The organism is Gordonia phthalatica, assembly GCF_001305675.1.
Classification (GTDB): Bacteria; Actinomycetota; Actinomycetes; order Mycobacteriales; family Mycobacteriaceae; genus Gordonia; species Gordonia phthalatica.
This window is the reverse complement of sequence record NZ_CP011853.1, coordinates 1,823,479-1,848,200: the sequence shown is the minus strand read 5'-3', so window position 1 is coordinate 1,848,200 and position 24,722 is coordinate 1,823,479. Positions and strand designations below refer to the sequence as shown.

The following is a 24,722-nucleotide window of genomic DNA, read 5'->3' as shown; positions in this document are numbered from 1 at the left end:
ACGGTGATCGAACACGCTCTGACCGTCGACGGCGTCGACGCACGCATCGGCAAACGCCCGATCCTGCACGGCATCGACCTGACCGCGAGCCCCGGGCAGATCCTCGCGCTGGTGGGGCCCAACGGCTGCGGCAAGTCGACGCTGCTGTCGGTGCTCGCCGGAGTGCGGGAACCGTCCGCGGGCACCGTTCGGATCGGCGAGCTGGACGTGCATCGCACCGATTCCCGCACCCTCGCCCGCGCGCGGGCCCTCGTCACGCAGCAGAACCGGGCCGACACTCCGTTCCCGGTGCGCGAGGTGGTCGAGATGGGGCGTTTCCCGTGGACTCGGACGCCGGAGGCCCGACACTCCGAGGAGATCATCGACGCGGCGATCGCCGAGTGCGATCTCGGGGGCCTCGTCGACCGACCGTTCGCGCAACTCTCCGGCGGTCAGCAGGCGCGCGTGTCGCTCGCTCGCGCACTGGCTCAGGACACCCCCGTCCTGTTGCTCGACGAGCCGACCGCGGCCCTCGACATCGGCCACACCGAGCAGGTGTTGACGATCCTTCGGCGTCGCGCCGCCGCGGGCGCCACCGTCGTCCTGGTGGTGCACGACCTGTCCCTGACGGCCGCGTACGCCGACCGTGTCGCGGTGATGAAGGAGGGACTGCTCCTGGCGACCGGGCCCGTCGACGAGGTGATGACAGTGGAACTCCTCAGCGAGACCTACGACCACCCCGTCGTGATCTCGGACCATCCCGAGACCGGCGAGCGCATCATCACCCCCGCTCGCTGAGCAGCCGATCAGGGGCGATAGTCGCCGGGCAGCATGTTCAGAAAGTCGCGGGTGACGAGCACCGAGTTGGTCGAGTCGCCGCCGAGGACGATGAGGGTCGCGAAGGCGATGTCCCCGCGGTAACCCGCGAACCATGCGTGCGATCCACCCGCCACCTCGGCCTCACCGGTCTTTCCGAACACCTCGCCGGATCCGGCGAGGGGCGTCGCCGTGCCTTCGGTGACCACGGCGCGCATCATCGGACGCAGCTGCTGGTAGACGTCGTCCTCCAGGGTCGCGGTGGGTCCGACGACCTTCGTCTCCCGCCCGACGATCAGCGACGGGACCTGCGCGTGCCCGGATCCCGCAGCGGCCGCGACCAGCGCCATGCCGAGCGGGCTGGCGAGGACCTTGCCCTGGCCGAAGCCGTCCTCGCTGCGCTGCACCAGTTCCGGTTCCACCGGCACCGATCCCGATTTCACGTCCAGACCGGGCACCGTGTACTTCGGGCCCAGGCCCATGGCGGTGGCGGCGTAGGTGAGGGCGGTGGCCCCCATCTGGCTCGCGAGATACGCGAACGTGGTGTTGCAGGACTGTGCGAACGCGGTGCGGAGCGGCACCGCACCGAGCGCGAAGCTGTCGTAGTTCGGGATCAGTCGCTCCCCGATCTGGATCTCACCGGGACACGGCACGATCGCCTGCGGATTCGACAGCTTGTCATGGAAGGCCGCCGCCGAGGTGACCATCTTGAACGTGGAACCCGGCGGGTACAGGCCCGACGTCGCGATGAGTCCCGAGCGGTCGGCGTCCCGGTTCTGGGCGATCGCCAGGATCTTTCCGGTGGAGGCCTGCACCGCGACCAGCATCGCCTGCTTGCCCGCCACCGCGTTCACCGCGCGCTGCGCCGCATCCTGAACGGTGCGCGACAGGGTCAGCAGGACGGCGGGCGCGGGCTTCCCGGACTCGTCGGCGAGGACGTCCGCGACCAGACCGTTGGGATTGCGCACCGTGACACGCCACCCGCTGTCTCCAGTCAGCTCGTCGGCCACCGTGTTGCGAACGCTCGCCAGGACCGACGGCGCGAAGTTCTCATCGCGCGGCATCAGGACCGCCTGCTCCGACGAGACGATCCCGGGCACCGCGAGCTGGTCGCGGAGCCGATCGAAATCGGCCTGGGCGATCCGGCCGATCGGCAGCGGATCGTCCTGCGCGGTCGACTTCTCGGCGATTACCTGCGCGTTGAGTCCCGGGATCAGCGGCGACAGCACCTGGACCAGGCGCTGCACCGAGTCGCTGACGGTGCCGCTCTCGGCCGCTTTCGACGCGTCGAAGGACACCGCGACCACCGTTCCGTCGACCATCACCTCGGAACCGTCGGACTCGTTCACCGCTGCGCGCGGCGGATCGGTCTGATCCAGCGAGAGCTGTTGGTCGGTCCCGAGTTTCGGGTGCACGACGGACGACTTCCAGCGGATCGACCAGCCGGTGTCGCTGCGTCCCAGCGCGACGGTCGCGGTGTACTTCCAGATGCGGCCGCGTCCCAGGTCCCAGGTGTACGAGACCGGCACGGTCGCGACGTCGCCGTTGATGTCGACGCGCCCGGGTGCCGCGTGCAGGGACTTCGGGGACAGTGAGTTCCAGGTGCTCCGCAGTCGCGCTTCCGCGCTCGTCGGGTCGGTGGTCGATCGGGCCGCGTCAGCGAAGTTCTGGGCCGCGAACCGGTTGAAGAAGCTCTCCGCCGTCGAGCGGGGGCCGTCGTCCTGGGTGCCGCACGCGGTGATCGACAGCAGCAGCGTCACGACGACGAGCAGGCACGGAACGACGACCCGGCTGCGGCGATTACAGGGACGGTGCGACATCGGACCCCATCATAGGGGTGCGACCACCGCATCCACGGCACCGCCGGGTGCATGCGGATCGTGTCGTCTCAGTCGACGAGCACGGTGGCGAAGGTTCCGACCTGCCGGAACCCGACGCGTCGATAGGTCTCGCGCGCGGCACCGTTGAAGCCGTTGACGTACAGGCTCGACGTCCGGCCCTGCCTCGCGATGGCCGAGGCGACGGCGGCGGTGCCGACGGCGCCGAGTCCCCGACCGCGCCATTCCGGGTCCACCCAGACACCCTGGATCTGGCCGACCTTCCGAGACATCGACCCGATCTCGGCCTTGAAGACCACGCGGCCGCCGTCGAAGCGGGCGAAGACGCGGCGGGCGGAGATGAGCGCGGCGAGGCGGCGGCGATACGACCGCCCGTCGTCGCCGGCGCACGGATCCACGCCCACCTCACCGATGAACATCGCGACCGCGGCCGGGAAGTAGACGTCGAGATCCGACATCGTGACGAGCCGCACCTCGGGATCGGGCGCGATGGTCGGATAGCCGGTCAGCGACAGCAGCGGTTGATCGTCGCGGATCTCTCGCGGGGTGCCCCACTCCGGATCGAGCCGCTCCCAGAGCGGGAGCACCAGGTCGGCGGCACCGACGACCGACGAGCAGATCCGCGGTGTGCCGAGGGCGCGTTCGGCGAACACGTCCAGGTCCGCGGCACCACCGATCAGCGGCATCAGATTGGCGCCGGAGAAGGCCAGCGAAGCCCCCGGTTTGGAGGCGGTCCACAGTTCCCCACCGAGGAATCGGGGCGACAGTCCGTACGCCTCCACCCTGGCCGCGACCATGCACGACGCGACGGGATCCAGGTCGAGCGCGCGACCTACCGCATCGCCGTCCTTGGCACCGAGCGGACGGTCACCGAGGATCCCCAGCACTGCCGCACCTCCTGCCTGTCTCAGCCCACGGAAACGACCGGAGCACCGTCTCCAGTCTCCCCCGTCTCCTCCGCGATACGCAGCGCTTCCGCGATCAGAGTCTCGACGATCTCGGATTCCGGGACGGTCTTGATGACCTTGCCCTTGACGAAGATCTGGCCTTTGCCGTTGCCGGAGGCGACACCGAGGTCGGCGTCCCGCGCCTCGCCCGGACCGTTCACGACGCAGCCCATGACGGCCACGCGGAGCGGGACCGTGAGGCCCTCGAGTCCGGCGGTGACCTCATTGGCAAGCTTGTAGACGTCGACCTGGGCGCGACCGCACGACGGGCAGGAGACGATCTCCAGTTTGCGGGGACGCAGGTTCAACGACTGCAGGATCGCGTCGCCGACCTTGATCTCCTCCTCCGGAGGAGCGGACAGGGACACGCGGATCGTGTCGCCGATGCCGTCGGCCAGGAGCGAACCGAAGGCGACGGCCGACTTGATGGTGCCCTGGAACGCCGGGCCCGCCTCGGTGACGCCGAGGTGCAACGGGTAGTCGCTCTGAGCGGCCAGTTGCCGGTAGGCCTCCACCATGACGACGGGATCGTTGTGTTTGACCGAGATCTTGATGTCGCCGAAACCGTGCTCCTCGAACAGGCTCGCCTCCCACAGCGCCGACTCGACGAGTGCTTCCGGGGTGGCCTTGCCGTACTTCTTCATGAGGCGCTTGTCGAGCGAACCGGCATTGACGCCGATGCGGATCGGGATGCCCGCATCCCCGGCCGCCTTGGCGACCTCCTTCACGCGTCCGTCGAACTCCTTGATGTTGCCGGGGTTCACGCGGACGGCGGCGCACCCGGCGTCGATCGCGGCGAAGATGTACTTGGGCTGGAAGTGGATGTCGGCGATCACCGGGATCTGCGACTTCTTCGCGATCACCGAGAGCGCGTCGGCGTCGTCCTGCGTGGGGCACGCCACGCGCACGATGTCGCATCCGGCGGCCGTCAGTTTCGCGATCTGCTGCAGTGTCGCGTTGATGTCGTGCGTCTTGGTGGTGCACATGGACTGAACCGAGATCGGGTGGTCGCTACCGACACCGACTTTCCCGACCATGATCTGCCTCGTCTTGCGGCGCGGGGCCAGTACGGGCGGAGGAGCCATCGGGATGCCGAGGCCGATTCCAGTCATGTGCAAACTCTCCTAGCAGATCTGGGGACGCGCAGCGCGCGCGTTCGAGTCTACCGACTTCGGAGGTTCGTCACCGGGTGCGGCACCGCGCCGACATCGCGAAGAAGTTGAAGGCACTGCCGCAGGACAGTCGGATCGCGACGGTGTGGGGCGGGTCTTCCCGCACCACTTGTGGGCGAGTCGCACCACCTCTGTTTCCCGCACTCGGTCGCGACCGAGTGCGGGAGACACAAGTGGTGCTACTGGTCGACAAATGGTGCGGCAACCCCTCTCCGGGTGGCGCCGACCTCCCCGTCCGTCCGTGAGCCGTCCGAACCGGCCCGGGTAGCAATGCCGGGTCAGAACACCTTGATCGGGTTCACGATGTCGGCGGTCAGAGTGAGCAGCATGAAGCCGCCCATCACGATCACCACCGCGTACGTGATCGGCAGCAGCTTGTAATAGTCCACCGGACCGGCGGCGATCTTGCCGCGCCAGCGGCGGATCATGTTGCGGAACTTCTCGAACACGGCGATGGCCATGTGGCCGCCGTCGAGGGGCAGCAGCGGAACCAGGTTGAACGCGCCGAGGAAGAAGTTGATGCTCAGAAGCAGGCCGAAGAACATGTCCCAGTAGCCGCGTTCCACCGCTTCTCCGCCCAGGACCGAGGCGCCGACCACGCTGACGGGACTGTCGGCCGCGCGTTCGCCTCCGGTGACGGCGTGCCACAGGCCGGTCACCTTGGACGGCAGCGAGAGCAGCGCCTTGAAGGTCTCGTTGAGCAGGTCGCCGGTGAATCCGACGGCGCCGCCCCAGACGGAGAGGGCGTCGTACTGGCGGGTGTATTCGGTCGAGAGTCCAATGCCGATCGCGCCGACCTCGGCGGAGTGCGGGGCTTCGCCATCGCGCTGGACCATCCGCTGCACCCTGGTCACCGGGACCGTCAGGTCCTGGCGGACGCCGTCGCGCTCCACGGTGAGGACCACGCTGCCGGTGGACTCCTGCACGCGCTGAATCAGGTCGGCGCGGTCGGAGACGGTGTGGCCGTCGACGGCGATGAGCTGGTCCCCCACCTTGACGCCGGCAGCGGCGGACGGCGCCGGTCCGGAGCACGGGACCGGCAGGCCCTTCGCGTCGGTGGTGAGCGCCACGCATTCGGTGGAGCTCGCGAAGACGGGTTTGTTCCCCAGGATCGGGAGTCCCCAGCCGAGGGCGAGAACGACGATCAGCACGAAGCCGAGGATGAAGTTCTGCATCGGCCCGGCGAACAGCACCACGAGCCGCTTCCAGGTCGGCTGTCGGTACATCGCGCGCTCGAGCTCGTCGTCGGTGAGCTCCTCATGCGGAGTCATGCCCGCGATGTCGCAGAAACCGCCGAGCGGCAGCGCCTTGATGCCGTACTCGGTCTCCCCGCGACGGGTGGACCAGACGGTGGGGCCGAAGCCCACGAAGTAGCGGCGCACCTTCATGCCGGTGGCCTGCGCGGCCCACATGTGACCGAGTTCATGCCATGCGATCGACACCAGCAGGGCAAGCGCGAACAACGCGACGCCGAGCACCAGACTCACGAAGAACTCTCCATCCGACGGCTCATCCGCATGAGCACGGTCACGACTGTGCGGACACCAACTCGGCGGCACGTCGTCGTGCCCACCGGTCGGCTTCCAACACCTCTTCGACAGTACCCGGACGCGCCGACCACTGATCGGCGTCGGCGAGCACGTCGGCGATGGTGCCGACGATGCGCGGGAAGGTGATCGCACCGGCGAAGAAGCCCTCCGCCGCCACCTCGTTGGCCGCGTTGAACACTGCGGTGAGGCTGCCGCCACGCTTGCCCGCGGCCCGCGCCAGATCGATCGCCGGGAACACCTCGTTGTCCACGGGCTCGAAGGTCCAGCTCGACGCGGTGGACCAGTCGCACGGCGTCGACGATCCGGGTACCCGGTTCGGCCAGCCGAGTGCCAGCGCGATCGGCAGCTTCATCGACGGCGGCGACGCCTTCGCAATGGTCGCCCCGTCGACGAAGGTCACCATCGAGTGAACGATGGACTGCGGGTGTACGGTCACGTCGATCCGGTCGTAGTCGACGTCGAACAGCAGGTGCGCCTCGATCACCTCGAGGGCCTTGTTGACCAGGGTGGCCGAGTTCAGGGTGATCATCGGGCCCATCGACCAGGTGGGATGCTTCCCGGCCTGTTCGGGGGTCACGTCGCGCACCTGCTCGGCGGTCCATCCGCGGAACGGTCCGCCCGACGCGGTCAGCACCAGGTGGTCCACCTCGGCGGCGGTGCCGCCGCGCAGGCATTGGGCGATGGCCGAGTGCTCGGAGTCGACGGGCACGATCTGTCCGGGCGCGGCCGCGTCCAGCACCAGCGCACCGCCGGCGACGAGGGACTCCTTGTTCGCGAGGGCGAGGCGGGCGCCGGACTTCAGGGCGGCCAGACTCGGTCCCAGACCGAGGGCGCCGACGACACCGTTGAGGATCACGTCGGCCTCGACCGTCTCAACGAGGCGGACCATCGCGTCGTCGCCGCCGATGACGGTTCCGCCCAGTCGCTCGCTCAATCGCGTTGCGGCATCGGCGTTCGCGACCGCGACCTGCGACGGCGACAGCCCGCACTCGGCCACCTGTTTCTCCAGAAGCTCCAGGTGGCCGCCGCCGGCACCGAGCCCCACGACTCGGAACAGGTCGGGATGTTCGGCCACCACTTCCAGGGCCTGAGTACCGATGGATCCCGTGGATCCCAGAATCAACACACGCGTCGTCACACCCCACATTGTTCCGCATGCGGCTCGGGTTATGCTGTAGCCCGGACTACTACCGGTCGTCATAAGGAGTGAACGTGGCAAGCACTGAGGTCGCAACCATCGATACCGGATGGGTGCGCGAGCCCGCCGATGCACCGTCGGCCCGCTTCGGCTGGCACGGTGTCGCCCGCAAGTCGATCGCCGTCGCAGCGGTCGTCGTGGGTCTGATCCTGCTCGGCATGCTGAAGGGCAACCACGTCGGTCACGTCGAGGACATCTACCTCGTCGTCATCGCCGTCGCGCTGATCGGCTACGCCCTCTTCCAGATGATCCCCCGCAAGGGCGCCTGGAAGCGCTGACCGCGCGACTGACCGACCGCGCAGTCGCAGACTGACGAAGAAACCCCGGACCGCCTGGTCCGGGGTTTCTCGTCTGTCGACGATTCGACGGCGGCTACTTCTCCTCTGCCGCGAGCTGACCGCAGGCCGCGGCGATCTCCTGGCCCCGGGTGTCGCGGACGGTGCACGACACGCCGTGCTCGCGGACGCGGCGCACGAACTCGGCCTCCACCGGCTTGGGGCTGGCGTCCCACTCGGAGCCCGGCGTCGGGTTCAGCGGAATCAGGTTGACGTGGACCAGGGAGCCGAGGGCGGCCCGGAGCTTCCTGCCGAGCAGGTCGGCGCGCCACGGCTGGTCGTTCACGTCGCGGATCAGGGCGTACTCGATGGATACCCGGCGACCGGTCTGGTCGGCGTAGTAGCGGGCGGCCTCCAGGACCTCGCTGACCGACCAGCGGTTGTTGACCGGGACCAGGGTGTCGCGGAGTTCGTCGTCGGGCGTGTGCAGAGACACCGCGAGAGTCACCGACAGGCCCTCGTCGGCCAGGCGACGGATCGCGGGTGCCAGACCCACCGTCGAGACGGTCACCGAGCGGGCCGAGATGCCGAAGCCGTCGGGAGCGGGTGAGGTGATCTTGCGGACCGCGTCGACCACGCGCTTGTAGTTGGCGAGCGGCTCCCCCATGCCCATGAACACGATGTTCGACAGTCGTCCCGGCTCGCCGACCTCACCGTCGCGGAGCGCTCGGGCGGCGGCCCGAACCTGGTCGACGATCTCGCCGGTCGAGAGGTTGCGGTCGAGGCCGCCCTGCCCCGTCGCGCAGAACGGGCAGGCCATACCGCAACCGGCCTGTGAGGAGATGCACAGCGTGTTCCGCTCCGGATACCGCATGAGGACCGATTCCAGCAGAGTTCCGTCGTGCAGGCGCCACAACGTCTTGCGGGTGCTGTCGTCGTCGCACGAGATGTGCCGGACCGGCGTCATCAGCGTCGGAAACAGCTTCTCCCCGACCTCGTCGCGCTTGCCCGCGGGCAGGTCGGTCATCTCATCGACGTCGGCGGTCAGACGCGCGAAGTAGTGCTTGGCCAGCTGATTCGCACGAAACTTGGGCAGCCCGAGCTCGGCGACCGCGTCGATGCGGCCCTGCGCGTCCAAGTCGGCGAAGTGCTTGGGCGGCATGCCGCGTTTGGGGGCGTCGAACACGAGAGGCAGAGAAGTCACGCCGTCCATTCTCGCACGACTTCCGCGCGGGGCGATCTCAGCAGATCACAGCAGGAGCGCGAGAACGACCCAGGTGATGAAGGCGGACGGCAGCAGCGAGTCCAGGCGGTCCATGATTCCGCCGTGGCCCGGCAGCAGGGTTCCCATGTCCTTGATGCCGAGGTCGCGCTTGATCTGCGATTCGACGAGGTCGCCGGTGGTGGCGACGACCACCAGCAGCGGGCCCAGGATCGGGCCTATCCACCAGTGCGGAGTCTCGAGCAGCCAGTACGCGCAGGCGGTGGCGCCGATGGTGCCGACGATCGCGGACCCGGCCAGACCCTCCCACGACTTCTTCGGGCTGATGGCCGGCGCCATCGGATGCTTGCCGAACAGGACGCCCGCCGCGTAGCCGCCGACGTCGGAGCAGACCACGACGATCACGAGGGTGAAGACCCGCATGTTGCCGAGGTCCTGCCGGACCATGTCGACACCGAACGTCGCGAGCATCGGCAGCCACGCCAGGACCAGCACCGCGACGGAGAGGTCGCGCATGTAGTTTTCCGGCGCGTTCGACAGTCCCTGGCCGACCAGCTTCCACACCATCATGACCAGGACGGTCGCCGCCATCGCGACGAACGACGCCTCGAGGCCGTACGGCCACGACAGCCAGATGATCGCCTGACCACCGACCAGCATCGGGATCACCGGGACGGCGTAGCCGCCGTCGCGCAGGCGTTTGACGACCTCCCAGGTCGCGATGGCGAGGGCGATCGAGACGACGATGTACCAGGCCCACGGCACCAGCAGCAGGACGGCGATGAGCACCGCGCCGAGGCTGCAGCCGACGCCGATGGCGGCGGGCAGGTTGCGTCCCGCGCGCGACCCCTTCGCGGGCGCCTGAGCGCCTTCCGGTGTGCTCGTCATACCTCGAGCAGCTCGGCTTCCTTGTTCTTGACCAGTTCGTCGACGGTGTCGGTGTAGGAGTCGGTGGTCTTCTGGAGGTCCTTCTCCGCGCGCACCACCTCGTCCTCGCCGGCGTCGCCGTCCTTCTGGATGCGCTTGAGCTCGTCGACGGCCTTGCGGCGGACGTTGCGGATGGTGACCTTGGCGTCCTCGCCCTTGCCGCGGGCCTGCTTGCCGAGCTGCTTGCGACGCTCCTCGGTGAGCTGCGGGATTGCGACGCGGATGACGTTGCCGTCGTTGGTCGGGTTGACGCCGAGATCGGAGTTGCGGATCGCGGTCTCGATGTCGTGCATGGTCGACGGCTCGTACGGCTTGATCACGATCAGGCGCGGTTCCGGGGCGTTGATGCTCGACACCTGTGTGATCGGAGTCATCGCACCGTAGTACTCGATCGCGATCTTGTTGAACATCGCCGGGTTGGCGCGGCCGGTGCGGATGGAGGCCATGTCGTTCCGCAGATGGTCGACCGCCTTCTCCATCTTCTCTTCGGCTTCGAGTAGAGCTTCGTCGATCATGGGATCTCGCGTTCCTTTACGTGTCGTGCGTGCGTTGGTGATGCCCGGAGGTCGGTCCGGCGCCGATCAGTTCTCGGTCACGGTGCGGACCAGGGTGCCGATGGGCTCTCCGGCGACCGCACGTGCGATGTTTCCACGCTCCAGGAGGTTGAACACCAGCATCGGCATGTTGTTGTCCATGCAGAGGCTGAACGCCGTCGCGTCGGCGACCTTCAACTCCTTCTCGATGACCTCGCGGTGGGTGATCTCACGGAAGAGCTCAGCGTTCGGATTGGTGCGCGGATCGTCGGAGTAGACGCCGTCGACGGCCTTCGCCATCAGGACGGCCTCGGCCTTGATCTCCAGCGCTCGCTGCGCCGCGGTGGTGTCGGTGGAGAAGTAGGGCATGCCCATGCCTGCACCGAAGATCACGACGCGGCCCTTCTCCAGGTGGCGGACAGCACGCAGCGGCAGGTACGGCTCGGCCACCTGTCCCATGGTGATCGCGGTCTGAACGCGCGTGGTGACGCCACGCTTCTCCAGGAAGTCCTGGAGGGCCAGACAGTTCATGACGGTGCCGAGCATGCCCATGTAGTCCGAGCGCGAGCGGTCCAGACCGCGCTGTTGCAATTCCGCGCCGCGGAAGAAGTTGCCTCCGCCGATCACGATGCCCACCTGCACGCCGGAGGCGACGACCTCGGCGATCTGGTCGGCCACCGCTCCGACGACATCCGGATCCAGTCCGACGGAGCCTCCACCGAACATCTCGCCACCGAGCTTCAAGAGCACTCGGGAGAAGCCGGTCCTAGCCTCGTCTGCGGTCGACTGCGATTCGCTCATCTCTTCCTTCGCTCGAGTTCGGGCACAAACTTCCTCCATCTTAGGGTGCGGCATCGCCCCCTCACGCAATCCGGCCCCGGAATCGTCCCTCGCGGGCGGATTCCGGGGCCGGAAGCGTTGTTTCGCGCCTGGTTCACGACCAGGTCGGGGCCTGAACTAGGCCTGGCCGACCTCGAAGCGGGTGAACGCGACGACGGCGGCGCCTGCCTCGTCCAGGATGGCCTTGACGGTCTTCTTGGAGTCGGTGACCGACGGCTGGTCCACCAGGACGACGTCCTTGTAGAAACCGTTGACACGGCCCTCGATGATCTTCGGCAGAGCCTTCTCCGGCTTGCCCTCGGCCTTGGCGGTCTCCTCGGCGACGTGGCGCTCCTGCTCCACGATCTCCGCGGGGACCTCGTCGCGGCTGGCGTACTTGGCCTTCAGCGCAGCGACCTGCATGGCGGCGCCGCGAGCGGCCTCCGCGGCGACGTCGCCCTCGCCGGTGTACGAGACCAGGACGCCGACGCTCGGCGGCAGATCCGAGGCGCGCTTGTGCAGGTACACGGCGACGGGGCCGTCGTACGATGCGACGCGACGCAGGACCAGCTTCTCGCCGATCTTGGCCGACAGGGCCTCGACGGCGTCGGCGACGGTGCCGTCGCCCAGCTTGGCGGCCAGCAGCGCGTCGACGTCGTTGGTGCGTGCCTCGATGGCGGCGGCCAGGACGTCGTCGGCGAGCTTCTGGAACTCGTCGTTCTTGGCGACGAAGTCGGTCTCGCTGTTGAGCTCGACCATGACGCCGTCGCGAGCGGCGACGAGGCCCTCGGCGGTGGCACGTGCGGCGCGCTTGCCCACGTCCTTGGCGCCCTTGATACGAAGCTCCTCGACGGCCTTGTCGAAGTCACCGTCGTTGTTCGCAAGAGCGTTCTTGCAGTCGAGCATTCCCGAGCCGGTCAGTTCGCGCAGACGCTTGACGTCCGCAGCGGTGTAGTTCGCCATAGGGTGGCGACCCTCCTTCTTCGATTTGTGATCGAGAGACAAGATTCTCCGGCGAGGTTTCACCTCGCCGGAGAGAGGACCCTGTCAGGTGATGCCGGGGTCCGTTTCTTGCAACTCAGCAGTTCTTATTCTGCGGCCGGAGCCTCGGTTGCGCCATCGGTGGCGGCCGGAGCCGCTGCCGGGGCGGTCGCCTCGGCGAGCAGTTCCTGCTCCCACTCGGCGAGCGGCTCGCCCTCGCCGGCTTCCGGCTTGGCGTCGCCCGCGGTCTTGCCCGCACGTGCCTGAACGCCCTCGGCCACGGCCGAAGCGATGACGCGGGTGAGCAGGGCGGCGCTGCGGATGGCGTCGTCGTTCGCCGGGATCGGGTAGTCGACGACGTCGGGATCGCAGTTGGTGTCCAGGATCGCGATGACCGGGATGTTCAGCTTGCGCGCCTCGCCGACGGCGATGTGCTCCTTGTTGGTGTCGACGATCCACACGGCCGAGGGAACCTTGGCCATGTCGCGGATGCCGCCCAGGGTGCGCTCCAGCTTGTTCTTCTCACGCGTGAGCATGAGGATTTCCTTCTTGGTGCGACCCTCGAAGCCACCGGTCTGCTCCATGGTCTCCAGCTCCTTCATGCGCTGGAGACGCTTGTGCACGGTGTTGAAGTTGGTGAGCATGCCACCGAGCCAACGCTGGTTGACGTACGGCATGCCGACGCGAGTCGCCTCTGCGGCGATCGACTCCTGCGCCTGCTTCTTGGTTCCGACGAAGAGGACGGTGCCGCCGTGGGCGACGGTCTCCTTGACGAACTCGTAGGCGCGGTCGATGTACGACAGCGTCTGCTGCAGGTCGATGATGTAGATGCCGTTGCGGTCGGTGAAGATGAATCGCTTCATCTTCGGGTTCCAACGGCGGGTCTGATGCCCGAAGTGTGCGCCGCTGTCAAGCAGCTGCTTCATGGTCACGACAGCCATGAATATTCCTTCTCTCGCAGTTGTCGCCGGTTCTCGGGGTTGAGGCCGGCCCTGGCGCCCGCCATCTCGACACACCCGGAAGGTTCCGGGACCGCGTGTTTGGATGGTTCTTCGCGGGCGCGCGAAGTCACCCGGGACATACCCGAGTGCGTCGGCCAGACTACTCCGACACGCCAACGGATCCAAACTGCGACGGAGTCGCAGGTTGAGCCGACTTCCGAGGCGTTAGCCGAGGCGTCGGTCGAAACTGAAGCGGAGCGACAGATCGAGCCGATTCACGAGGGCGAAGCCCGAGAATCGGTCGAGATACTGCGCCACACGGGCTGGAGCCCAACACCCCCGACACGCCAACGGATCCATATCCAGGCCCGCTGCGTCTAATCAGTATGAGACGTCGAACAATGAACAGTGTCGCAGGACTCGTCCTCCTACTCCTCCTCCCCCAACCCCCGGCCACCGCCCGCCCCGCGTACGACTGGCCGCTGCAGCCGCGCCCGTCGGTGACGCGGGCATTCGATCCGCCGGCGAAGCGCTGGTTGTCGGGGCATCGCGGCGTCGATCTGGGAACGCAGCGGGAGACGGCGGTCCTCGCCGCACGCGCCGGCACCGTGACGTTCGCGGGTTCGGTGGTGGATCGCGGCGTGGTGTCCGTCCTGCATCCCGACGGGATCACCACCACGTACGAGCCGGTGACTCCGCAGGTGCGGCGTGGCGAGCACGTCCGGACGGGCCAGGTGATCGGCTATCTCGATGCCGGGCACGACGGATGCACTACCGCCGCGTGCCTGCACTGGGGTGCGCGACGCGGTTCGGGCCGGACCGCGGACTACCTGAATCCGCTGGGGCTGCTGGGCCTGCTGCGGGTTCGGTTGAAGCCGGTGCAGTGACGAATCGAGCGCTGACGACTCAGGCGCGCGGGTGCGCCTGCTGGTGGACGGCGCGGAGCCGTTCGACGCTAACGTGCGTGTAGAGCTGGGTGGTCGCCAGCGACGAGTGGCCGAGCAGTTCCTGCACCACGCGCAGGTCGGCACCGCCTTCGAGGAGGTGGGTCGCGGCACTGTGCCGCAGGGCGTGCGGGCCCACCGACAGGCCGGCGGCCTCGGTGGCGCGATGGACCACGGTCCGCGCCATCCGCTGATCCAGGCGCCCGCCCTTGACTCCGAGCAGCAGAGCCTCGCCCGAGGCGGATGTCGCGAGCTCCGGGCGACCGCGGCGGAGCCAGTCGTCGACGGCCTTCGCGGCCGGCCCGCCGTACGGGACGGTCCGCTGCTTGTCGCCCTTGCCGATCACGCGGATCACGCGCCGGTCGCCGTCCAAGTCACCTAGGTCGAGCCCGCACAGCTCCCCCACGCGGATGCCGCACGAGTAGAGCAGTTCCAGGATCACGCGGTCGCGAAGCGCCACGGGGGTGACGGGTTCGTCGTCGTTGCGCGACGCGGCCGCGTCGACGGCCGCCGCAGCCTGCTCCGGCGCAAGAACGGCCGGCAACGTCCGGTGCGCCTTCGGCGCCTGCAGTCGTTGAGCGGGATCGACGGCGAGGACGCCCTGCCGGACGGCCCACGCGCAGAACGTCTTCGCCGACGACACCTGGCGGGCGACGGTCGTGCGTGCGGCGCCGCGTCGTGCGTGTTCGGCGAGCCACGCGCGCAGCAACGGCAGGTCCAGGTCTTCGACGGCCACGCCGCGGGCACCCGCGAACGAGATGAGACCGCGGACGTCGCCGGTGTAGGCGCGCACCGTGTGCTTGCTGTGCCCCTTCTCGAAGCTCAGGTAGTCGGCGAAGTCCGCCAGCACGTCGGTCATACCCGAACGGTACCCGCCGAGCCGCGAAACAACGTCCCGCACAACGGACTCGCGAGTACGCGGACGACGCGAGACAATGAATGCTTTCCAGCAATGAATGCTTTCCAGCATTGCTGACTTGTTTCATTTGCAGAGAGTTGCCCCGACAGTGCACACGACGCCGCTCCGCGCGGACCAACCCGCCGCCTCCCCGCAGGGATCGTCGGCCAATTCACAGCTCGCCGTAGCGGTTCTGTGCGCGGCGGGCATCGTCGTCGCTCTGATGCAGACCATCATCGTCCCGCTGATCCCGGACCTGCCTCGACTGCTGCACAGCTCCCCGACCAACGCGTCATGGGCCCTGACCATCACCCTGTTGACCGGCGCGGTCGTCACGCCGATCTCGGGGCGCCTCGGCGACATGATCGGCAAACGGCGCGTCCTGCTGGCGAGCCTCGGCGCGGTCGCGATCGGGTCGCTGGTGTGCGCCGTCTCGTCGAACTTGATCCCGTTCCTGGTGGGCCGCGGACTGCAGGGCATGGGTATCGGCACCATCGCGCTCGGCATCAGCCTGATCCGCGACATCGTCCCGCCGGCCAAGCTCGGCTCGTCGATCGGCGCGATGAGCGCCTCGCTCGGCGTCGGCGGCTCCCTCGGGCTCCCGTTCGCCGCGGTGATCGCCCAGCACATCAGTTGGCACGCCCTGTTCTGGGTGAGCGCGGGCGTGGCGGTGGTGGTGATGGTGGTCGTCGCACTACTGGTCCCGGCGAGTTCCATCGCCACCGGCGGGCGGTTCGACGCCGTCGGCGCCCTCGGCCTCAGCGTCTTCCTGACATGCATCCTGCTGGCGCTCTCGAAGGGACACGAGTGGGGATGGCTCAGCGTTCCGACGCTCGGTCTGTTCGCCGCCTTCGCAGTGTCCGCCGCCCTGTGGTGGCGGTACGAGCACCGGCATCCGAACGCCCTGATCGACGTCGCGATCAACGTGCAGCGCCCGATCCTGCTGACGAACATCGCGTCGGTCGCCGCGGGCTTCGTGTTCTACGCGATGCAGATGATGCCGATCCAGATCCTCATGGCGCCGGAGTCCGCGCCCATCGGAACCGGACTGCCGATGGTGCAGGCGGCTCTTGTTCTGATGCCCGGCGGTCTGGTGATGTTCGCGTTCTCGTACGTCAGCGCCTGGATGTCGCGCCGGTTCGGCTCCCGCATCGCGCTCGGCGTCGGCAGCCTCATCATCGGGCTCGGTTACGTCACGTTCCTGGTGATGCTGGTCGGTCCGTGGGCCGCGAGTTGGCAGTGGCTGATCGTGGTGAACGTGATCGTCGGTGCCGGTCTCGGTATCGCGTACTCGGCGATGCCGTCGCTGATCATGGAGTGGGTGCCGGTCACCCAGACCGGTGAGGCGAACGGCATCAACTCGACGATGCGATCGATCGGCACCTCGCTCGCCACCGCGGTGGTGTCGATGATCCTGGCCGCGTCGGTCGTCCTGGTCGACGGCCCGGCCGGACCGATGCCGCTCCCGACGGTCGACGGCTACATGTGGGCGACGATCATCTCACTCGTCACCTGTGTGTTCGCCGCGATCGCAGCATTCTCCGTGCCGAGGAGTCGGTTGACCCTCGATCCGGTCGACTGCTGATCGGCATCGCGCTCCTCAGTTCGCGGCTTCGGCCTTGCGGAGGTCGGCCTTCCACTGCCGGAAGCCCTCTTCGGTGCGGCCGCGACGCCAGTAGCCGGAGATCGACGACGCCCGCTTGGCGCTGACGCCGCGTTCCTTGCGGACGTAGCCGCGCAGGTTCTTCATGACGGCCTGCGCCTCGCCGTGGATGAAGACGTGCGGTTCCCCGTCGAGCCAGTCGGCGGCCTTGACCGCGGCGACCAGCGGGGCGTTGTCGCCCGCGATGTCGTCGGGTGCCTCGCCGGATCCCGCACCGCGGTGCAGCCAGGTGATCTCGGCGCCCGCGGGAGCGACCAGGTCGAGTTCGTCCTCGGGGCCGGCGACCTCGATGAACACCTTCGCGATCGCGTCGTCGGGCAGCGCTTCCAGCGCCGCGGACAGGGCGGGCAGCCCTGCTTCGTCGGAGGCGAGGAGATGCCACGGCGCCTCGGGGTCGGGGCGGTAGCCGCTGCCGGGGCCGAGGAAGTTGATGGTCTCGCCCGGCTGCGCACTGCGCGCCCACGGTCCGGCGATGCCCTCGTCGCCGTGGACGACGAAGTCGACGGCGATCTCGCGGGCGGCGGGGTCGTAGCGGCGGACGGTGTAGGTCCGGAGGATCGGCTGCTGCTCGGGCGGCAGCGTCGCTCGGAGTTCCTCCACCTGCAGCGGCTGCGGGTACTCCACACCGTCGGGCGCGAAGACGAACTTGACGTACATGTCGGTGGCCGGGTTCTCCGGGGTGCCGTCGCCGCCGACCGGCAGGAAGTCGTCGAATCCGTCACCGCCCAGCCACACGCGCACCATGTGAGGTGTCAGTTGTTCGGTCCGCAGGACCGCCATCGTGTTCAGCCGCTTCGCCACGCGAACTCCTTGCTACAGCAGGTGACGTGAATGTCTTAGGCCAGGCTAACAGCGTTGGGGATGCTGTTGCAGCGCCTAGGCCACGTGGCCCAATGCCTCGGCGAATCCGCTTCGACGCAGACTGCTGACGAGAGAAGGTCGCAGATCCGCGCGCCTCTGCACCACGAACCGCTCAACAGCGGCCATCTGATCGACGCGCGCACCATCGAGGACGCCGAGGTGCCGGAGAAGTTCCCGTGCAGTGGCCGGCATGTACTCATCGACGGGGATCAGCTTGAAATCGTCAGTGAAGCGACTCACCTGGATCTCCTCTGGAACTCGACAACGACGACCGGGATCAGAACCGACCGATCAACCCTGAGCATACGCATCCGTAGACCTGGCGGGAACACCACTTCACACTGGTAGGCCATGTCACGGCGGCCTACAGTCGCGAGGAAGGCCGCCGGTGTTCCCTTCCTCGCGACGATGCACAACAGTGCGCCGCCTCCGTCCAGCGCGGGCTTCGAGAATTCGCTCTCAGCGACTACCCGCAGAGGTGTAGCCGCAGTCAGGCGATCGGTTGTCGCAGCGTCGCCGACAACGTTTTCCAAGCTCGCCGCGTCCACGCCGAATGTCGATTGACACGAACGGATTCCACGCCACAGTCGTCGGTCGGCGCTCATCACGTGCGACGTGGCGAGGTCGATGATGGCGTCGCGGACATCTTGAGCCTCGAAGTCATGTTCGGCAGGACTCTGCACCCGCTGGTAGAAGCGATCTGGACCTTGCCATCGCGCAACCGCTGCGCGTTCTTCCGCCGTACGTGCCGCAGCCCAATCCGCGAACTCGAGTTCCAGCGCCTCCCGCTCATGGGTATCGGACTCGAACACCTCCTGTCTGACCACGTCGCGATCTGGTGGATCAGCGGATGGAGTTACCCCCGAACTAACTGCCACGTTCCCGCCGACCCGTCCACCAAGCCTGCGAGTTCTAACGACCCCAGCGCCTTCAGCACCCCGTCGACGCGGATTCCGGAGATGAACGCGATCTCGTCGACCGTCAGCCCGCCTCGCGCGGGCAGTGCCTCAATCACCCGCCGTTGCTCGTCGGACAGGTCATCGGTGTTACGCCGCCGTGCCGCGGGTTTCGTGTCGTGCCCGTCCGGCGCAACGAGCGCCATCGCGGCGTCCGCGTCGGCGATCAAGGTGGCAGCACCGTCGGCGATCATGGAGTTGGTCCCGACCGACGTCGCGCTCGTGACCGCGCCCGGCACGGCGCCCAGTGGGCGACCGATCCGGGTGGCCCACGCGGCGGTGTTCGCCGCCCCCGATCGACGACCGGCCTCCACCACGATCACCCCGGAGGCAAGTGCTGCCACCAGCCTGTTCCGCGTCAGGAACCGGTGTTTCGCGGCCGTGGTTCCCGGAGCGTATTCGGTGAGGATGAGCCCCCGCTGACCGATCTCGCGCAGGAGTTGTGCATGGCCCGTCGGATAGTCGCGGTCGATGCCGCAGGCGAGGACGGCGACCGTCTTGCCGCCCGCGGCGAGCGCTCCGCGGTGGGCAGCGCCGTCGATGCCGTACGCACCGCCGGAGATCACCGCCCATCCGGCCTCGGCCAGTCCGCCCGCCATCTGGCCCGACACGTAGTCGCCGTACGACGACGCCGCCCGCGACCCGACCAGCGCCAATGACGAGTCCGTGACCTCGGCGCACGTCAGCGGCCCGCGTGCCCACAATGCGAGCGGGCCGCCGCCACGCAGCGCGGTCTCTGCCTGATCCAGAGCGAGGAGCTGCCACTCGGGCCAGTCCGCGTCGTCTCTGGTGATCAGCCTGGCGCCGATCCGGTCGCAGGTCTCCAGGTCCATGTCCGCGGTGTCGTAGGCCGCCCGAGCCTCGGTCGGGACCAGGACTTTGCGGTGTTGCGACGGCACCGATCGCTTCCGCACGGCCTTCGCCGCCTCGATCGCGCCGAGGTCCTCGACCAGTGCGATGAGCGGTGCGCACGGAGGCTCCGCGACGGTCGCAAGGTACGCCCATGCCCGCAGTTCGTCGTCGCTCAACTTCGATTCGTTGGTCGTCCCGCTCATGCTCGTCCTCCCCGATCCCGATACGTCAGTGCCGCGACGACGTCGTCCTCGTTCGGCATGTCTCCCCCGCGCAAGTCGCAGATGGTCCAGGCGACTCGTAAAGCCCGATCGGCACCGCGTGTCGTTACGCGACCCTGCCGCAATGCCTGTTCCAGCGGTCTCAGCGCCGTCGCAGACGGTCGGTACCGGTGACGCAGGGCGGTGCCCGGCACCTCGGTGTTCGTCAACCAGCCGTCCGCGGACCACCGCTCGCGCGCCGCAGCACGGGCCTCTGCGACGCGCGCTGCAACCACCGCGCTGGACTCCCCCGCCTCGGTCATCAGCGCACTGTTGGCCGGCGGCTCCATCTGCACGCGCAGGTCGATCCGATCCATCAACGGCCCCGACAGTTTGCCCAGGTAGCGCCTTCGCTGGATCGACGTGCAGATGCAGTCGATGTCGTGCGCGGGGGCGCACGGGCACGGGTTCGCCGCGAGGATCAACTGGAAGCGCGCCGGGTACACGGCAGTGCCGTCGCGCCGCGAGATCCGCACTTCGCCCTCTTCGAGGGGCTGCCGGAGAGCGTCGAGCACCTTGGCTCCCATTTCTGCGCATTCGTCGAGGAAGAGGATTCCGCGGTGTGCGCGGGACACCGATCCCGGCTTCGCCATGCCGGTGCCGCCGCCCAGAAGCGCGGTCATGCCCGCACTGTGGTGCGGTGCGACGAAGGGCGGCGACGTGATCAGCGGGTGATGCGCGGGCAGGGTCCCGGCGATCGAATGGATCGCGGTCACCTCGAGGGACTCCTCGTAGCTCAGGGTCGGCAGGATTCCCGGCAGACGGCTCGCCAGCATCGTCTTCCCGATTCCGGGTGGGCCGGTCATCAGGAGGTGATGAGCCCCAGCCGCGGCGATCTCCAGTGCGCGGCGCGCCGCCGCCTGCCCGGCGACATCGGCCATGTCCGGCACGACCGCCGGCGCGATCTCGACGGGTTCACCGTCCACGGTGTCGAGGACGACGTCCCCGTCCAACCACCGCACCACGTCCGACAGCGACTGTGCCCCTCCGACGTCCAGCCCCGACACGAGGGTCGCCTCGGCGACGTTTCCGATCGGCACCACCGCCCGAGCGAAGCCCGCATCGCGCGCGGCGAGCAACAGCGGCAGCACTCCGCGGACCGGCCGCAGGCGCCCGTCGAGCGCCAGCTCACCGAGCATCACCGTGTCCTCGAGCTTGGTGGGCGAGATCTCGTGCGCCGCAAGCAGCACCGCGATAGCCATGGGGAGGTCGAACCCGGGCCCGACCTTCGGCAGGATCGCCGGCGCCAGTGCGATCGTCACCTTGGTCGACGGAAACTTCATCTCGCTGTTGGCGACCGCCGCCCGCACCCGCTCCTTCGCCTCCCGCAGCGACGCGTCGACGTTGCCGCTGATCGTCACGCCCGGCAGTCCCGAGGAGATGTTCGCCTGGATCTCGATCATGTCGGCGGAGAAGGCGTTGAGCCCCACCGAATGCACCCTGCCCAACCCGGTCACGGCACACCTAGTCCTCGATGCCGACGTGGTGCCACCACGTCGCCCGCTCCAGGTCCTCGGGGTCGGCGACGTCGAGTTGAATGGACACGACGTCGAACCGGATGACCTCCCAGAAACGCTCCTGCTGCGCCAACCACTGCCTCGCCAACAGGCGCATCCGCCGCAGTTTCTCCGGCGTCACCGCCGCCAACGGATCGGTGTACGTCCGACTGGCCCGCGTCTTCACCTCGACGATCACCAACGTGCTGCCGTCGGCACCGATCAGATCGAGCTCGCCGTTGCGGGTCCGCCAGTTCCGCGCCAGGATCTGCCACCCCAGCTTCTCGACGTACTGCGCCGCGAGATCCTCACCGATCTGCCCGACGAGACGCCGACGGTCAGGCTTGGGTCGTGCTGTCTTGGGTCGTGCTGTCTGTTCCCCCATGAGCCACAGCATGGGCGTCATCGCGGACCGATCTCCAGCACGAATGCCGCGTCACCCGGCGAGTGTGCACAACGGTCGATCGATCCACAGATTCTCCTGCGACGATGCACGAGTCCACCGACCGCTGAGCGGGACGCGGCCGTCGCCCCGAGCATCCTACGGCCCCTACGATCGACCGCGGACCGACTGCGAGGAGACGTCAACGATGCCCAGCGACGAACAACTGCAGCGCCTGTGCGACGAGCACGCGATCTACCGGGTCCTCACGGACTACTGCCACGGTATCGACCGCCGCGACATGCCGCTGGTGCGGTCGGTGTACCACGACGACGGTGTCGACCATCACACTGGATTCGACGGTCCGGTCGACGAGTTCGTCACGTGGGTGGCCCCGCTGCTCGCCACATTCGACGGCACGCAGCACACGCTCGGGAACCACCGTGTCGATCTGTTCGGCGACCACGCCGTCAGCGAGACGTACGCGACCGCCTCGCACTGGCATCGGGACGGAGCGCCGGAGCGGAACTTCACGACCGGCGTCCGGTACGTCGACCACCTGGAGCGCCGTGACGGCCGGTGGGCGATCGTCGAACGCCACGCGGTCCGCGAGTGGATCCGCCAGGAGACCGCGCTGCGCGGCAGGCCGACGTCAACCGAGCTGGATCCCACGGCACTCCTGCGTGAGAAGATCCGGCAGTTCTAGATCACGGCTCGTCGGGGAGCTGCAGCTCCGACTTCTCCAGTTCCTCGATGTTCACGTCCTTGAACGTGACCACGCGGACCTGCTTGACGAAGCGTGCGGGACGGTACATGTCCCACACCCAGGCGTCCGTCATGTGGATTTCGAAGTAGACCTCGCCGTCCGCGTTCCGCGGCACCAGGTTGACGCCGTTCGCGAGGTAGAACCGGCGCTCGGTCTCCACCACGTAGGTGAACTGACCGACGATGTCCTTGTACTCCTTGTACAGAGACAACTCCATCTCGGCTTCATACTTTTCGAGATCTTCAGCGCTCATCAGGCCAGCCTATCGCGGACGTTGCGGTACGAGCGACGGTGCTCCTCCGACGGGCCGAGCGCGTCGAGGCACGACATGTGCAGCGCCGTGCTGTACCCCTTGTGTACTGCGAATTCGTAGCCGGGGATCTCCGCGTCCATGGCGACCATCATGCGGTCGCGGGTCACCTTCGCGAGCACCGACGCAGCAGCGATGCACGCGGCGTTGCCGTCGCCCCCGATCACCGGCAGCGACGGCGCGGGCAGGCCCGGCACCTTGAAGCCGTCGGACAGGACGTAGCCCGGCCTCACCGACAGGCCTGCGACGGCCCGCCGCATCCCCTCGATGTTGGCGACGTGGACGCCGAGACGGTCGACGTCGGCTGCCGGGATGGAGACGACGCAGTAGCTGACCGCATGCTTCACGACGGCCTTGTAGAGCGTCTCCCGTGCCTTCTCCGTGAGTCGTTTGGAGTCGTCGAGGTCCGCGAGCGACTTGAGCTGCGATGTCCCCAGCACGCACGCCGCGACGACCAGCGGACCGGCGCAGGCGCCGCGCCCCGCCTCATCGACGCCGGCGACGGGACCGAGCCCCTGACGGTTCAGGGTGAACTCCAGCGTGCGCAAGGCCGCGGCCTTGCGCACCGGCGACCGTGGCGGCCACCGCGTGGATCCGGACATCTCCGGTCAGCCCTGCGGGTTCACCGAGCCGACGCCACCGATCCGCGAGAACGGGTAGATGACGGTGCGGACCTTGCCGCGGATGTCGGAGACGGGCACGGTGCCGTGCAGCTCGTCGTCGATGTGCGCGCGGGAGTCCGCGGAGTTGCTGCGGTTGTCGCCCGTCACCCAGACATTGCCGTCGGGGACCTTGATCGGACCGAAGTCGTCGCCGTAGCAGCTCCCGGCGCCGAGCGTGCCGTCGGACATCTGGAAGTTCTGCGCCTGCAGGTTCTTGTCGACGTACGGCTCGTGCAACGGCTTCCCGTCCACCGTCACGCCCTTGCCGTCGGCCTCGCGGCACTGGACGGTCTGCCCGCCGACCGCGATCACGCGCTTGACGAGGTTGTTCTCATCTGGCGGCGCCAGCGCGAACAGTGACAGCACATCCTGCACCTTGTGAATGACCGGGTTCGACGACCGCGGCGACGTCCACATGCCGTCCCAGGACGACGTGGGAGCCTTGAACACCACGACGTCACCCGGCTCGGGATCACTGAATCGGTAGACCATCTTGTCGACGACGATCCGGTCGTTGCTGCAGCCCGCGCACCCGATCAGCGTCGGCTCCATCGACTCCGACGGCACCACGTACTGCCGGAAGAAGAACTGGGTGAACACGAACATCAACGCCAGCACGATGCCGACGATGATGACGGTCTCGCGCAACCAGCGGCTCTTGCCCTCCGACTCCTCGTCGGCGTCGTCGTCCTTCTTGAAGGTGAAGGACGGCTTCGCCTTCGCCTCACCGTCGTCCGCCGGTCGATCGCTGATCGGTTCGTCGTTGGCGCGCGACTCGTCGTCGTTACTGTTGGAGTTCTGATCCACGTAGACAGGGTAGCGAGCGGTGCTGTGAAGTTCCGGTCGCACCCGCCCTGCGCCCGACCTCGCAGGCACAGAAACGAAGAACCCCGCCGTGGCGGCCGATTGCTCGGCGCCGACAGGCGGGGTTTCGCGAGAGAATCGCTGAGATCAGCGCTTTTCCTTGATCTTCGCAGCCTTGCCGCGGAGGTCGCGCAGGTAGTACAGCTTGGCGCGACGCACATCACCACGGGTGAGGACGTCGATCTTCGCCACGTTCGGGCTGTGGACCGGGAAGGTACGCTCCACGCCGACACCGAACGACACCTTGCGCACGGTGAAGGTCTCACCGATGCCGCCGCCCTGGCGACGGATCACGACGCCCTTGAAGACCTGCACGCGCTCCTTCGAGCCCTCGATGACCTTGACGTGCACGTCGAGGGTGTCGCCGGGGCCGAACTCGGGGATGTCGTCGCGCAGGGACTGCTTGTCGAGGAAGTCCAGGGTGTTCATATTTCTTCGTCCAATCTAGGGCTGGGCAGAGGAACCTGGCGGCCCCGACGAATGAACGTCCGAGTTCGACCGGTTCGTGTCCGATGCATAGGTCTTGTGCACTGCTGCGGAGACGAGAAGAGTTTCCGGCAGGCAACCTGAAACATTGTGCCACGTGAACGAGCCGGAGGGAAATCCCGGT

27 protein-coding genes are annotated in these 24,722 nt (G+C 67.8%); 5 read left to right on the top strand and 22 right to left on the bottom strand.

Going from position 1 to position 24,722, the window contains the following annotated elements; genetic code table 11:
• Positions 1 to 3 precede the first annotated feature (3 nt).
• Entirely contained in the window at positions 4 to 777 is a 774-nt protein-coding gene (locus ACH46_RS08605; protein WP_062392539.1) for a heme ABC transporter ATP-binding protein, read from the top strand.
• An 8-nt stretch (positions 778 to 785) separates the two neighbouring features.
• Here ACH46_RS08605 and ACH46_RS08600 read toward each other — a convergent pair whose 3' ends face one another.
• The 5 genes from ACH46_RS08600 to dxr all read right to left on the bottom strand — a co-directional run bounded on the left by ACH46_RS08600 (position 786) and on the right by dxr (position 7,449).
• Complete coding sequence (locus ACH46_RS08600) at positions 786 to 2,615, bottom strand: penicillin-binding transpeptidase domain-containing protein (protein WP_062392538.1); 1,830 nt, start codon at positions 2,613 to 2,615, stop codon at positions 786 to 788.
• A gap of 68 nt (positions 2,616 to 2,683) precedes the next feature.
• Complete coding sequence (locus ACH46_RS08595) at positions 2,684 to 3,520, bottom strand: GNAT family N-acetyltransferase (RefSeq protein WP_062392537.1); 837 nt, start codon at positions 3,518 to 3,520, stop codon at positions 2,684 to 2,686.
• Between the two features lie 20 nt (positions 3,521 to 3,540).
• Positions 3,541 to 4,692 carry a flavodoxin-dependent (E)-4-hydroxy-3-methylbut-2-enyl-diphosphate synthase gene (gene ispG, locus ACH46_RS08590; RefSeq protein WP_062392536.1) on the bottom strand — a complete coding sequence of 384 codons (1,152 nt, stop codon included), beginning with the start codon at positions 4,690 to 4,692 and terminating at the stop codon, positions 3,541 to 3,543.
• A 338-nt stretch (positions 4,693 to 5,030) separates the two neighbouring features.
• Positions 5,031 to 6,239 carry a M50 family metallopeptidase gene (locus ACH46_RS08585; RefSeq protein WP_062392535.1) on the bottom strand — a complete coding sequence of 403 codons (1,209 nt, stop codon included), beginning with the start codon at positions 6,237 to 6,239 and terminating at the stop codon, positions 5,031 to 5,033.
• 40 nt (positions 6,240 to 6,279) lie between these two features.
• Positions 6,280 to 7,449, bottom strand: coding sequence for a 1-deoxy-D-xylulose-5-phosphate reductoisomerase (gene dxr, locus ACH46_RS08580; RefSeq protein WP_193392958.1), 1,170 nt, complete (start codon positions 7,447 to 7,449; stop codon positions 6,280 to 6,282).
• A gap of 65 nt (positions 7,450 to 7,514) precedes the next feature.
• On the opposite strand from dxr, the gene ACH46_RS08575 reads away from it, so the two are divergent.
• Positions 7,515 to 7,778, top strand: a complete 264-nt coding sequence (locus ACH46_RS08575) for a DUF2631 domain-containing protein (protein ID WP_062395163.1) — start codon at positions 7,515 to 7,517, stop codon at positions 7,776 to 7,778.
• Positions 7,779 to 7,872: 94 nt separating this feature from the next.
• Here the strand turns inward: ACH46_RS08575 and rlmN are convergent, their stop codons facing one another.
• The 6 genes from rlmN to rpsB form a co-directional block, all read right to left on the bottom strand.
• Positions 7,873 to 8,979, bottom strand: a complete 1,107-nt coding sequence (rlmN, locus tag ACH46_RS08570) for a dual-specificity RNA methyltransferase RlmN (protein ID WP_062395161.1) — start codon at positions 8,977 to 8,979, stop codon at positions 7,873 to 7,875.
• 45 nt (positions 8,980 to 9,024) lie between these two features.
• The gene (locus tag ACH46_RS08565; protein ID WP_062392533.1) at positions 9,025 to 9,885 is read right to left on the bottom strand and encodes a phosphatidate cytidylyltransferase; all 861 of its coding nucleotides are present in this window, start codon (positions 9,883 to 9,885) and stop codon (positions 9,025 to 9,027) included.
• Entirely contained in the window at positions 9,882 to 10,439 is a 558-nt protein-coding gene (frr, locus tag ACH46_RS08560) for a ribosome recycling factor (protein ID WP_062392532.1), read from the bottom strand. The genes ACH46_RS08565 and frr overlap by 4 nt, the downstream gene beginning before the upstream one ends.
• 66 nt (positions 10,440 to 10,505) lie before the next feature.
• On the bottom strand, positions 10,506 to 11,258 hold the full coding sequence (pyrH, locus tag ACH46_RS08555) for a UMP kinase (protein WP_062392531.1): 753 nt from the start codon (positions 11,256 to 11,258) through the stop codon (positions 10,506 to 10,508).
• 156 nt (positions 11,259 to 11,414) lie between these two features.
• Entirely contained in the window at positions 11,415 to 12,239 is an 825-nt protein-coding gene (tsf, locus tag ACH46_RS08550) for a translation elongation factor Ts (RefSeq protein ID WP_062392530.1), read from the bottom strand.
• 125 nt (positions 12,240 to 12,364) lie between these two features.
• Positions 12,365 to 13,198 (bottom strand): 30S ribosomal protein S2, encoded by an 834-nt coding sequence (gene rpsB, locus ACH46_RS08545; RefSeq protein ID WP_062392529.1) that lies wholly within the window; start codon positions 13,196 to 13,198, stop codon positions 12,365 to 12,367.
• 401 nt (positions 13,199 to 13,599) lie between these two features.
• Here rpsB and ACH46_RS08540 point away from each other — a divergent pair, with 401 nt between their 5' ends.
• Positions 13,600 to 14,085 carry a M23 family metallopeptidase gene (locus ACH46_RS08540; RefSeq protein WP_226995814.1) on the top strand — a complete coding sequence of 162 codons (486 nt, stop codon included), beginning with the start codon at positions 13,600 to 13,602 and terminating at the stop codon, positions 14,083 to 14,085.
• 19 nt (positions 14,086 to 14,104) lie between these two features.
• On the opposite strand, the gene ACH46_RS08535 is transcribed toward ACH46_RS08540, so the two are convergent.
• On the bottom strand, positions 14,105 to 15,001 hold the full coding sequence (locus ACH46_RS08535) for a tyrosine recombinase XerC (RefSeq protein WP_062392527.1): 897 nt from the start codon (positions 14,999 to 15,001) through the stop codon (positions 14,105 to 14,107).
• 262 nt (positions 15,002 to 15,263) lie between these two features.
• Between ACH46_RS08535 and ACH46_RS08530 the strand changes: the two genes are divergently transcribed.
• Entirely contained in the window at positions 15,264 to 16,625 is a 1,362-nt protein-coding gene (locus ACH46_RS08530; RefSeq protein WP_335334168.1) for an MFS transporter, read from the top strand.
• Positions 16,626 to 16,640: 15 nt separating this feature from the next.
• Here ACH46_RS08530 and ACH46_RS08525 read toward each other — a convergent pair whose 3' ends face one another.
• The 6 genes from ACH46_RS08525 to ACH46_RS08500 all read right to left on the bottom strand — a co-directional run bounded on the left by ACH46_RS08525 (position 16,641) and on the right by ACH46_RS08500 (position 21,513).
• Positions 16,641 to 17,504: a siderophore-interacting protein gene (locus ACH46_RS08525; protein ID WP_062392525.1), complete on the bottom strand. Its 864-nt coding sequence runs from the start codon at positions 17,502 to 17,504 to the stop codon at positions 16,641 to 16,643.
• A gap of 75 nt (positions 17,505 to 17,579) precedes the next feature.
• Complete coding sequence (locus ACH46_RS08520; RefSeq protein WP_062392524.1) at positions 17,580 to 17,804, bottom strand: hypothetical protein; 225 nt, start codon at positions 17,802 to 17,804, stop codon at positions 17,580 to 17,582.
• Positions 17,801 to 18,376 (bottom strand): hypothetical protein, encoded by a 576-nt coding sequence (locus ACH46_RS08515; RefSeq protein WP_157851028.1) that lies wholly within the window; start codon positions 18,374 to 18,376, stop codon positions 17,801 to 17,803. The genes ACH46_RS08520 and ACH46_RS08515 overlap by 4 nt, the downstream gene beginning before the upstream one ends.
• Positions 18,377 to 18,420: 44 nt before the next feature.
• The gene (gene dprA / locus ACH46_RS08510) at positions 18,421 to 19,575 is read right to left on the bottom strand and encodes a DNA-processing protein DprA (protein ID WP_062392522.1); all 1,155 of its coding nucleotides are present in this window, start codon (positions 19,573 to 19,575) and stop codon (positions 18,421 to 18,423) included.
• Positions 19,572 to 21,035, bottom strand: a complete 1,464-nt coding sequence (locus tag ACH46_RS08505; RefSeq protein ID WP_062395160.1) for a YifB family Mg chelatase-like AAA ATPase — start codon at positions 21,033 to 21,035, stop codon at positions 19,572 to 19,574. Before ACH46_RS08505 ends, dprA begins: the two co-directional genes overlap by 4 nt.
• A gap of 61 nt (positions 21,036 to 21,096) precedes the next feature.
• A complete protein-coding gene (locus ACH46_RS08500; protein ID WP_062395158.1) occupies positions 21,097 to 21,513 on the bottom strand; it encodes a YraN family protein in 417 nt (138 codons plus the stop codon).
• 205 nt (positions 21,514 to 21,718) lie between these two features.
• On the opposite strand from ACH46_RS08500, the gene ACH46_RS08495 reads away from it, so the two are divergent.
• The gene (locus ACH46_RS08495) at positions 21,719 to 22,216 is read left to right on the top strand and encodes a nuclear transport factor 2 family protein (RefSeq protein ID WP_062392521.1); all 498 of its coding nucleotides are present in this window, start codon (positions 21,719 to 21,721) and stop codon (positions 22,214 to 22,216) included.
• Position 22,217: 1 nt separating this feature from the next.
• Here ACH46_RS08495 and ACH46_RS08490 read toward each other — a convergent pair whose 3' ends face one another.
• The 4 genes from ACH46_RS08490 to rplS all read right to left on the bottom strand — a co-directional run bounded on the left by ACH46_RS08490 (position 22,218) and on the right by rplS (position 24,541).
• Positions 22,218 to 22,529 carry a DUF2469 domain-containing protein gene (locus ACH46_RS08490; RefSeq protein ID WP_062392520.1) on the bottom strand — a complete coding sequence of 104 codons (312 nt, stop codon included), beginning with the start codon at positions 22,527 to 22,529 and terminating at the stop codon, positions 22,218 to 22,220.
• Positions 22,529 to 23,188: a ribonuclease HII gene (locus ACH46_RS08485; RefSeq protein WP_062392519.1), complete on the bottom strand. Its 660-nt coding sequence runs from the start codon at positions 23,186 to 23,188 to the stop codon at positions 22,529 to 22,531. The genes ACH46_RS08490 and ACH46_RS08485 overlap by 1 nt, the downstream gene beginning before the upstream one ends.
• A gap of 6 nt (positions 23,189 to 23,194) precedes the next feature.
• On the bottom strand, positions 23,195 to 24,055 hold the full coding sequence (lepB, locus tag ACH46_RS08480) for a signal peptidase I (RefSeq protein WP_062395156.1): 861 nt from the start codon (positions 24,053 to 24,055) through the stop codon (positions 23,195 to 23,197).
• Positions 24,056 to 24,199: 144 nt separating this feature from the next.
• Complete coding sequence (gene rplS / locus ACH46_RS08475; protein WP_062392518.1) at positions 24,200 to 24,541, bottom strand: 50S ribosomal protein L19; 342 nt, start codon at positions 24,539 to 24,541, stop codon at positions 24,200 to 24,202.
• Positions 24,542 to 24,722: the final 181 nt, after the last annotated feature.

Coding starts and splice junctions, on each gene's coding strand:
- pyrH (WP_062392531.1), bottom strand. CDS start 11,258: ATGAGCGAATCGCAGTCGACCGCAGACGAGGCTAGGACCGGCTTCTCC.
- rplS (WP_062392518.1), bottom strand. CDS start 24,541: ATGAACACCCTGGACTTCCTCGACAAGCAGTCCCTGCGCGACGACATC.
- ACH46_RS08540 (WP_226995814.1), top strand. CDS start 13,600: ATGAACAGTGTCGCAGGACTCGTCCTCCTACTCCTCCTCCCCCAACCC.
- ACH46_RS08600 (WP_062392538.1), bottom strand. CDS start 2,615: ATGTCGCACCGTCCCTGTAATCGCCGCAGCCGGGTCGTCGTTCCGTGC.
- rpsB (WP_062392529.1), bottom strand. CDS start 13,198: ATGGCTGTCGTGACCATGAAGCAGCTGCTTGACAGCGGCGCACACTTC.
- ACH46_RS08530 (WP_335334168.1), top strand. CDS start 15,264: ATGCAGACCATCATCGTCCCGCTGATCCCGGACCTGCCTCGACTGCTG.
- dxr (WP_193392958.1), bottom strand. CDS start 7,449: ATGTGGGGTGTGACGACGCGTGTGTTGATTCTGGGATCCACGGGATCC.
- ACH46_RS08535 (WP_062392527.1), bottom strand. CDS start 15,001: ATGACCGACGTGCTGGCGGACTTCGCCGACTACCTGAGCTTCGAGAAG.
- ACH46_RS08505 (WP_062395160.1), bottom strand. CDS start 21,035: ATGATCGAGATCCAGGCGAACATCTCCTCGGGACTGCCGGGCGTGACG.
- ACH46_RS08495 (WP_062392521.1), top strand. CDS start 21,719: ATGCCCAGCGACGAACAACTGCAGCGCCTGTGCGACGAGCACGCGATC.
- ACH46_RS08485 (WP_062392519.1), bottom strand. CDS start 23,188: ATGTCCGGATCCACGCGGTGGCCGCCACGGTCGCCGGTGCGCAAGGCC.
- dprA (WP_062392522.1), bottom strand. CDS start 19,575: ATGAGCGGGACGACCAACGAATCGAAGTTGAGCGACGACGAACTGCGG.
- ACH46_RS08500 (WP_062395158.1), bottom strand. CDS start 21,513: ATGGGGGAACAGACAGCACGACCCAAGACAGCACGACCCAAGCCTGAC.
- ACH46_RS08565 (WP_062392533.1), bottom strand. CDS start 9,885: ATGACGAGCACACCGGAAGGCGCTCAGGCGCCCGCGAAGGGGTCGCGC.
- ACH46_RS08490 (WP_062392520.1), bottom strand. CDS start 22,529: ATGAGCGCTGAAGATCTCGAAAAGTATGAAGCCGAGATGGAGTTGTCT.
- ispG (WP_062392536.1), bottom strand. CDS start 4,692: ATGACTGGAATCGGCCTCGGCATCCCGATGGCTCCTCCGCCCGTACTG.
- frr (WP_062392532.1), bottom strand. CDS start 10,439: ATGATCGACGAAGCTCTACTCGAAGCCGAAGAGAAGATGGAGAAGGCG.
- tsf (WP_062392530.1), bottom strand. CDS start 12,239: ATGGCGAACTACACCGCTGCGGACGTCAAGCGTCTGCGCGAACTGACC.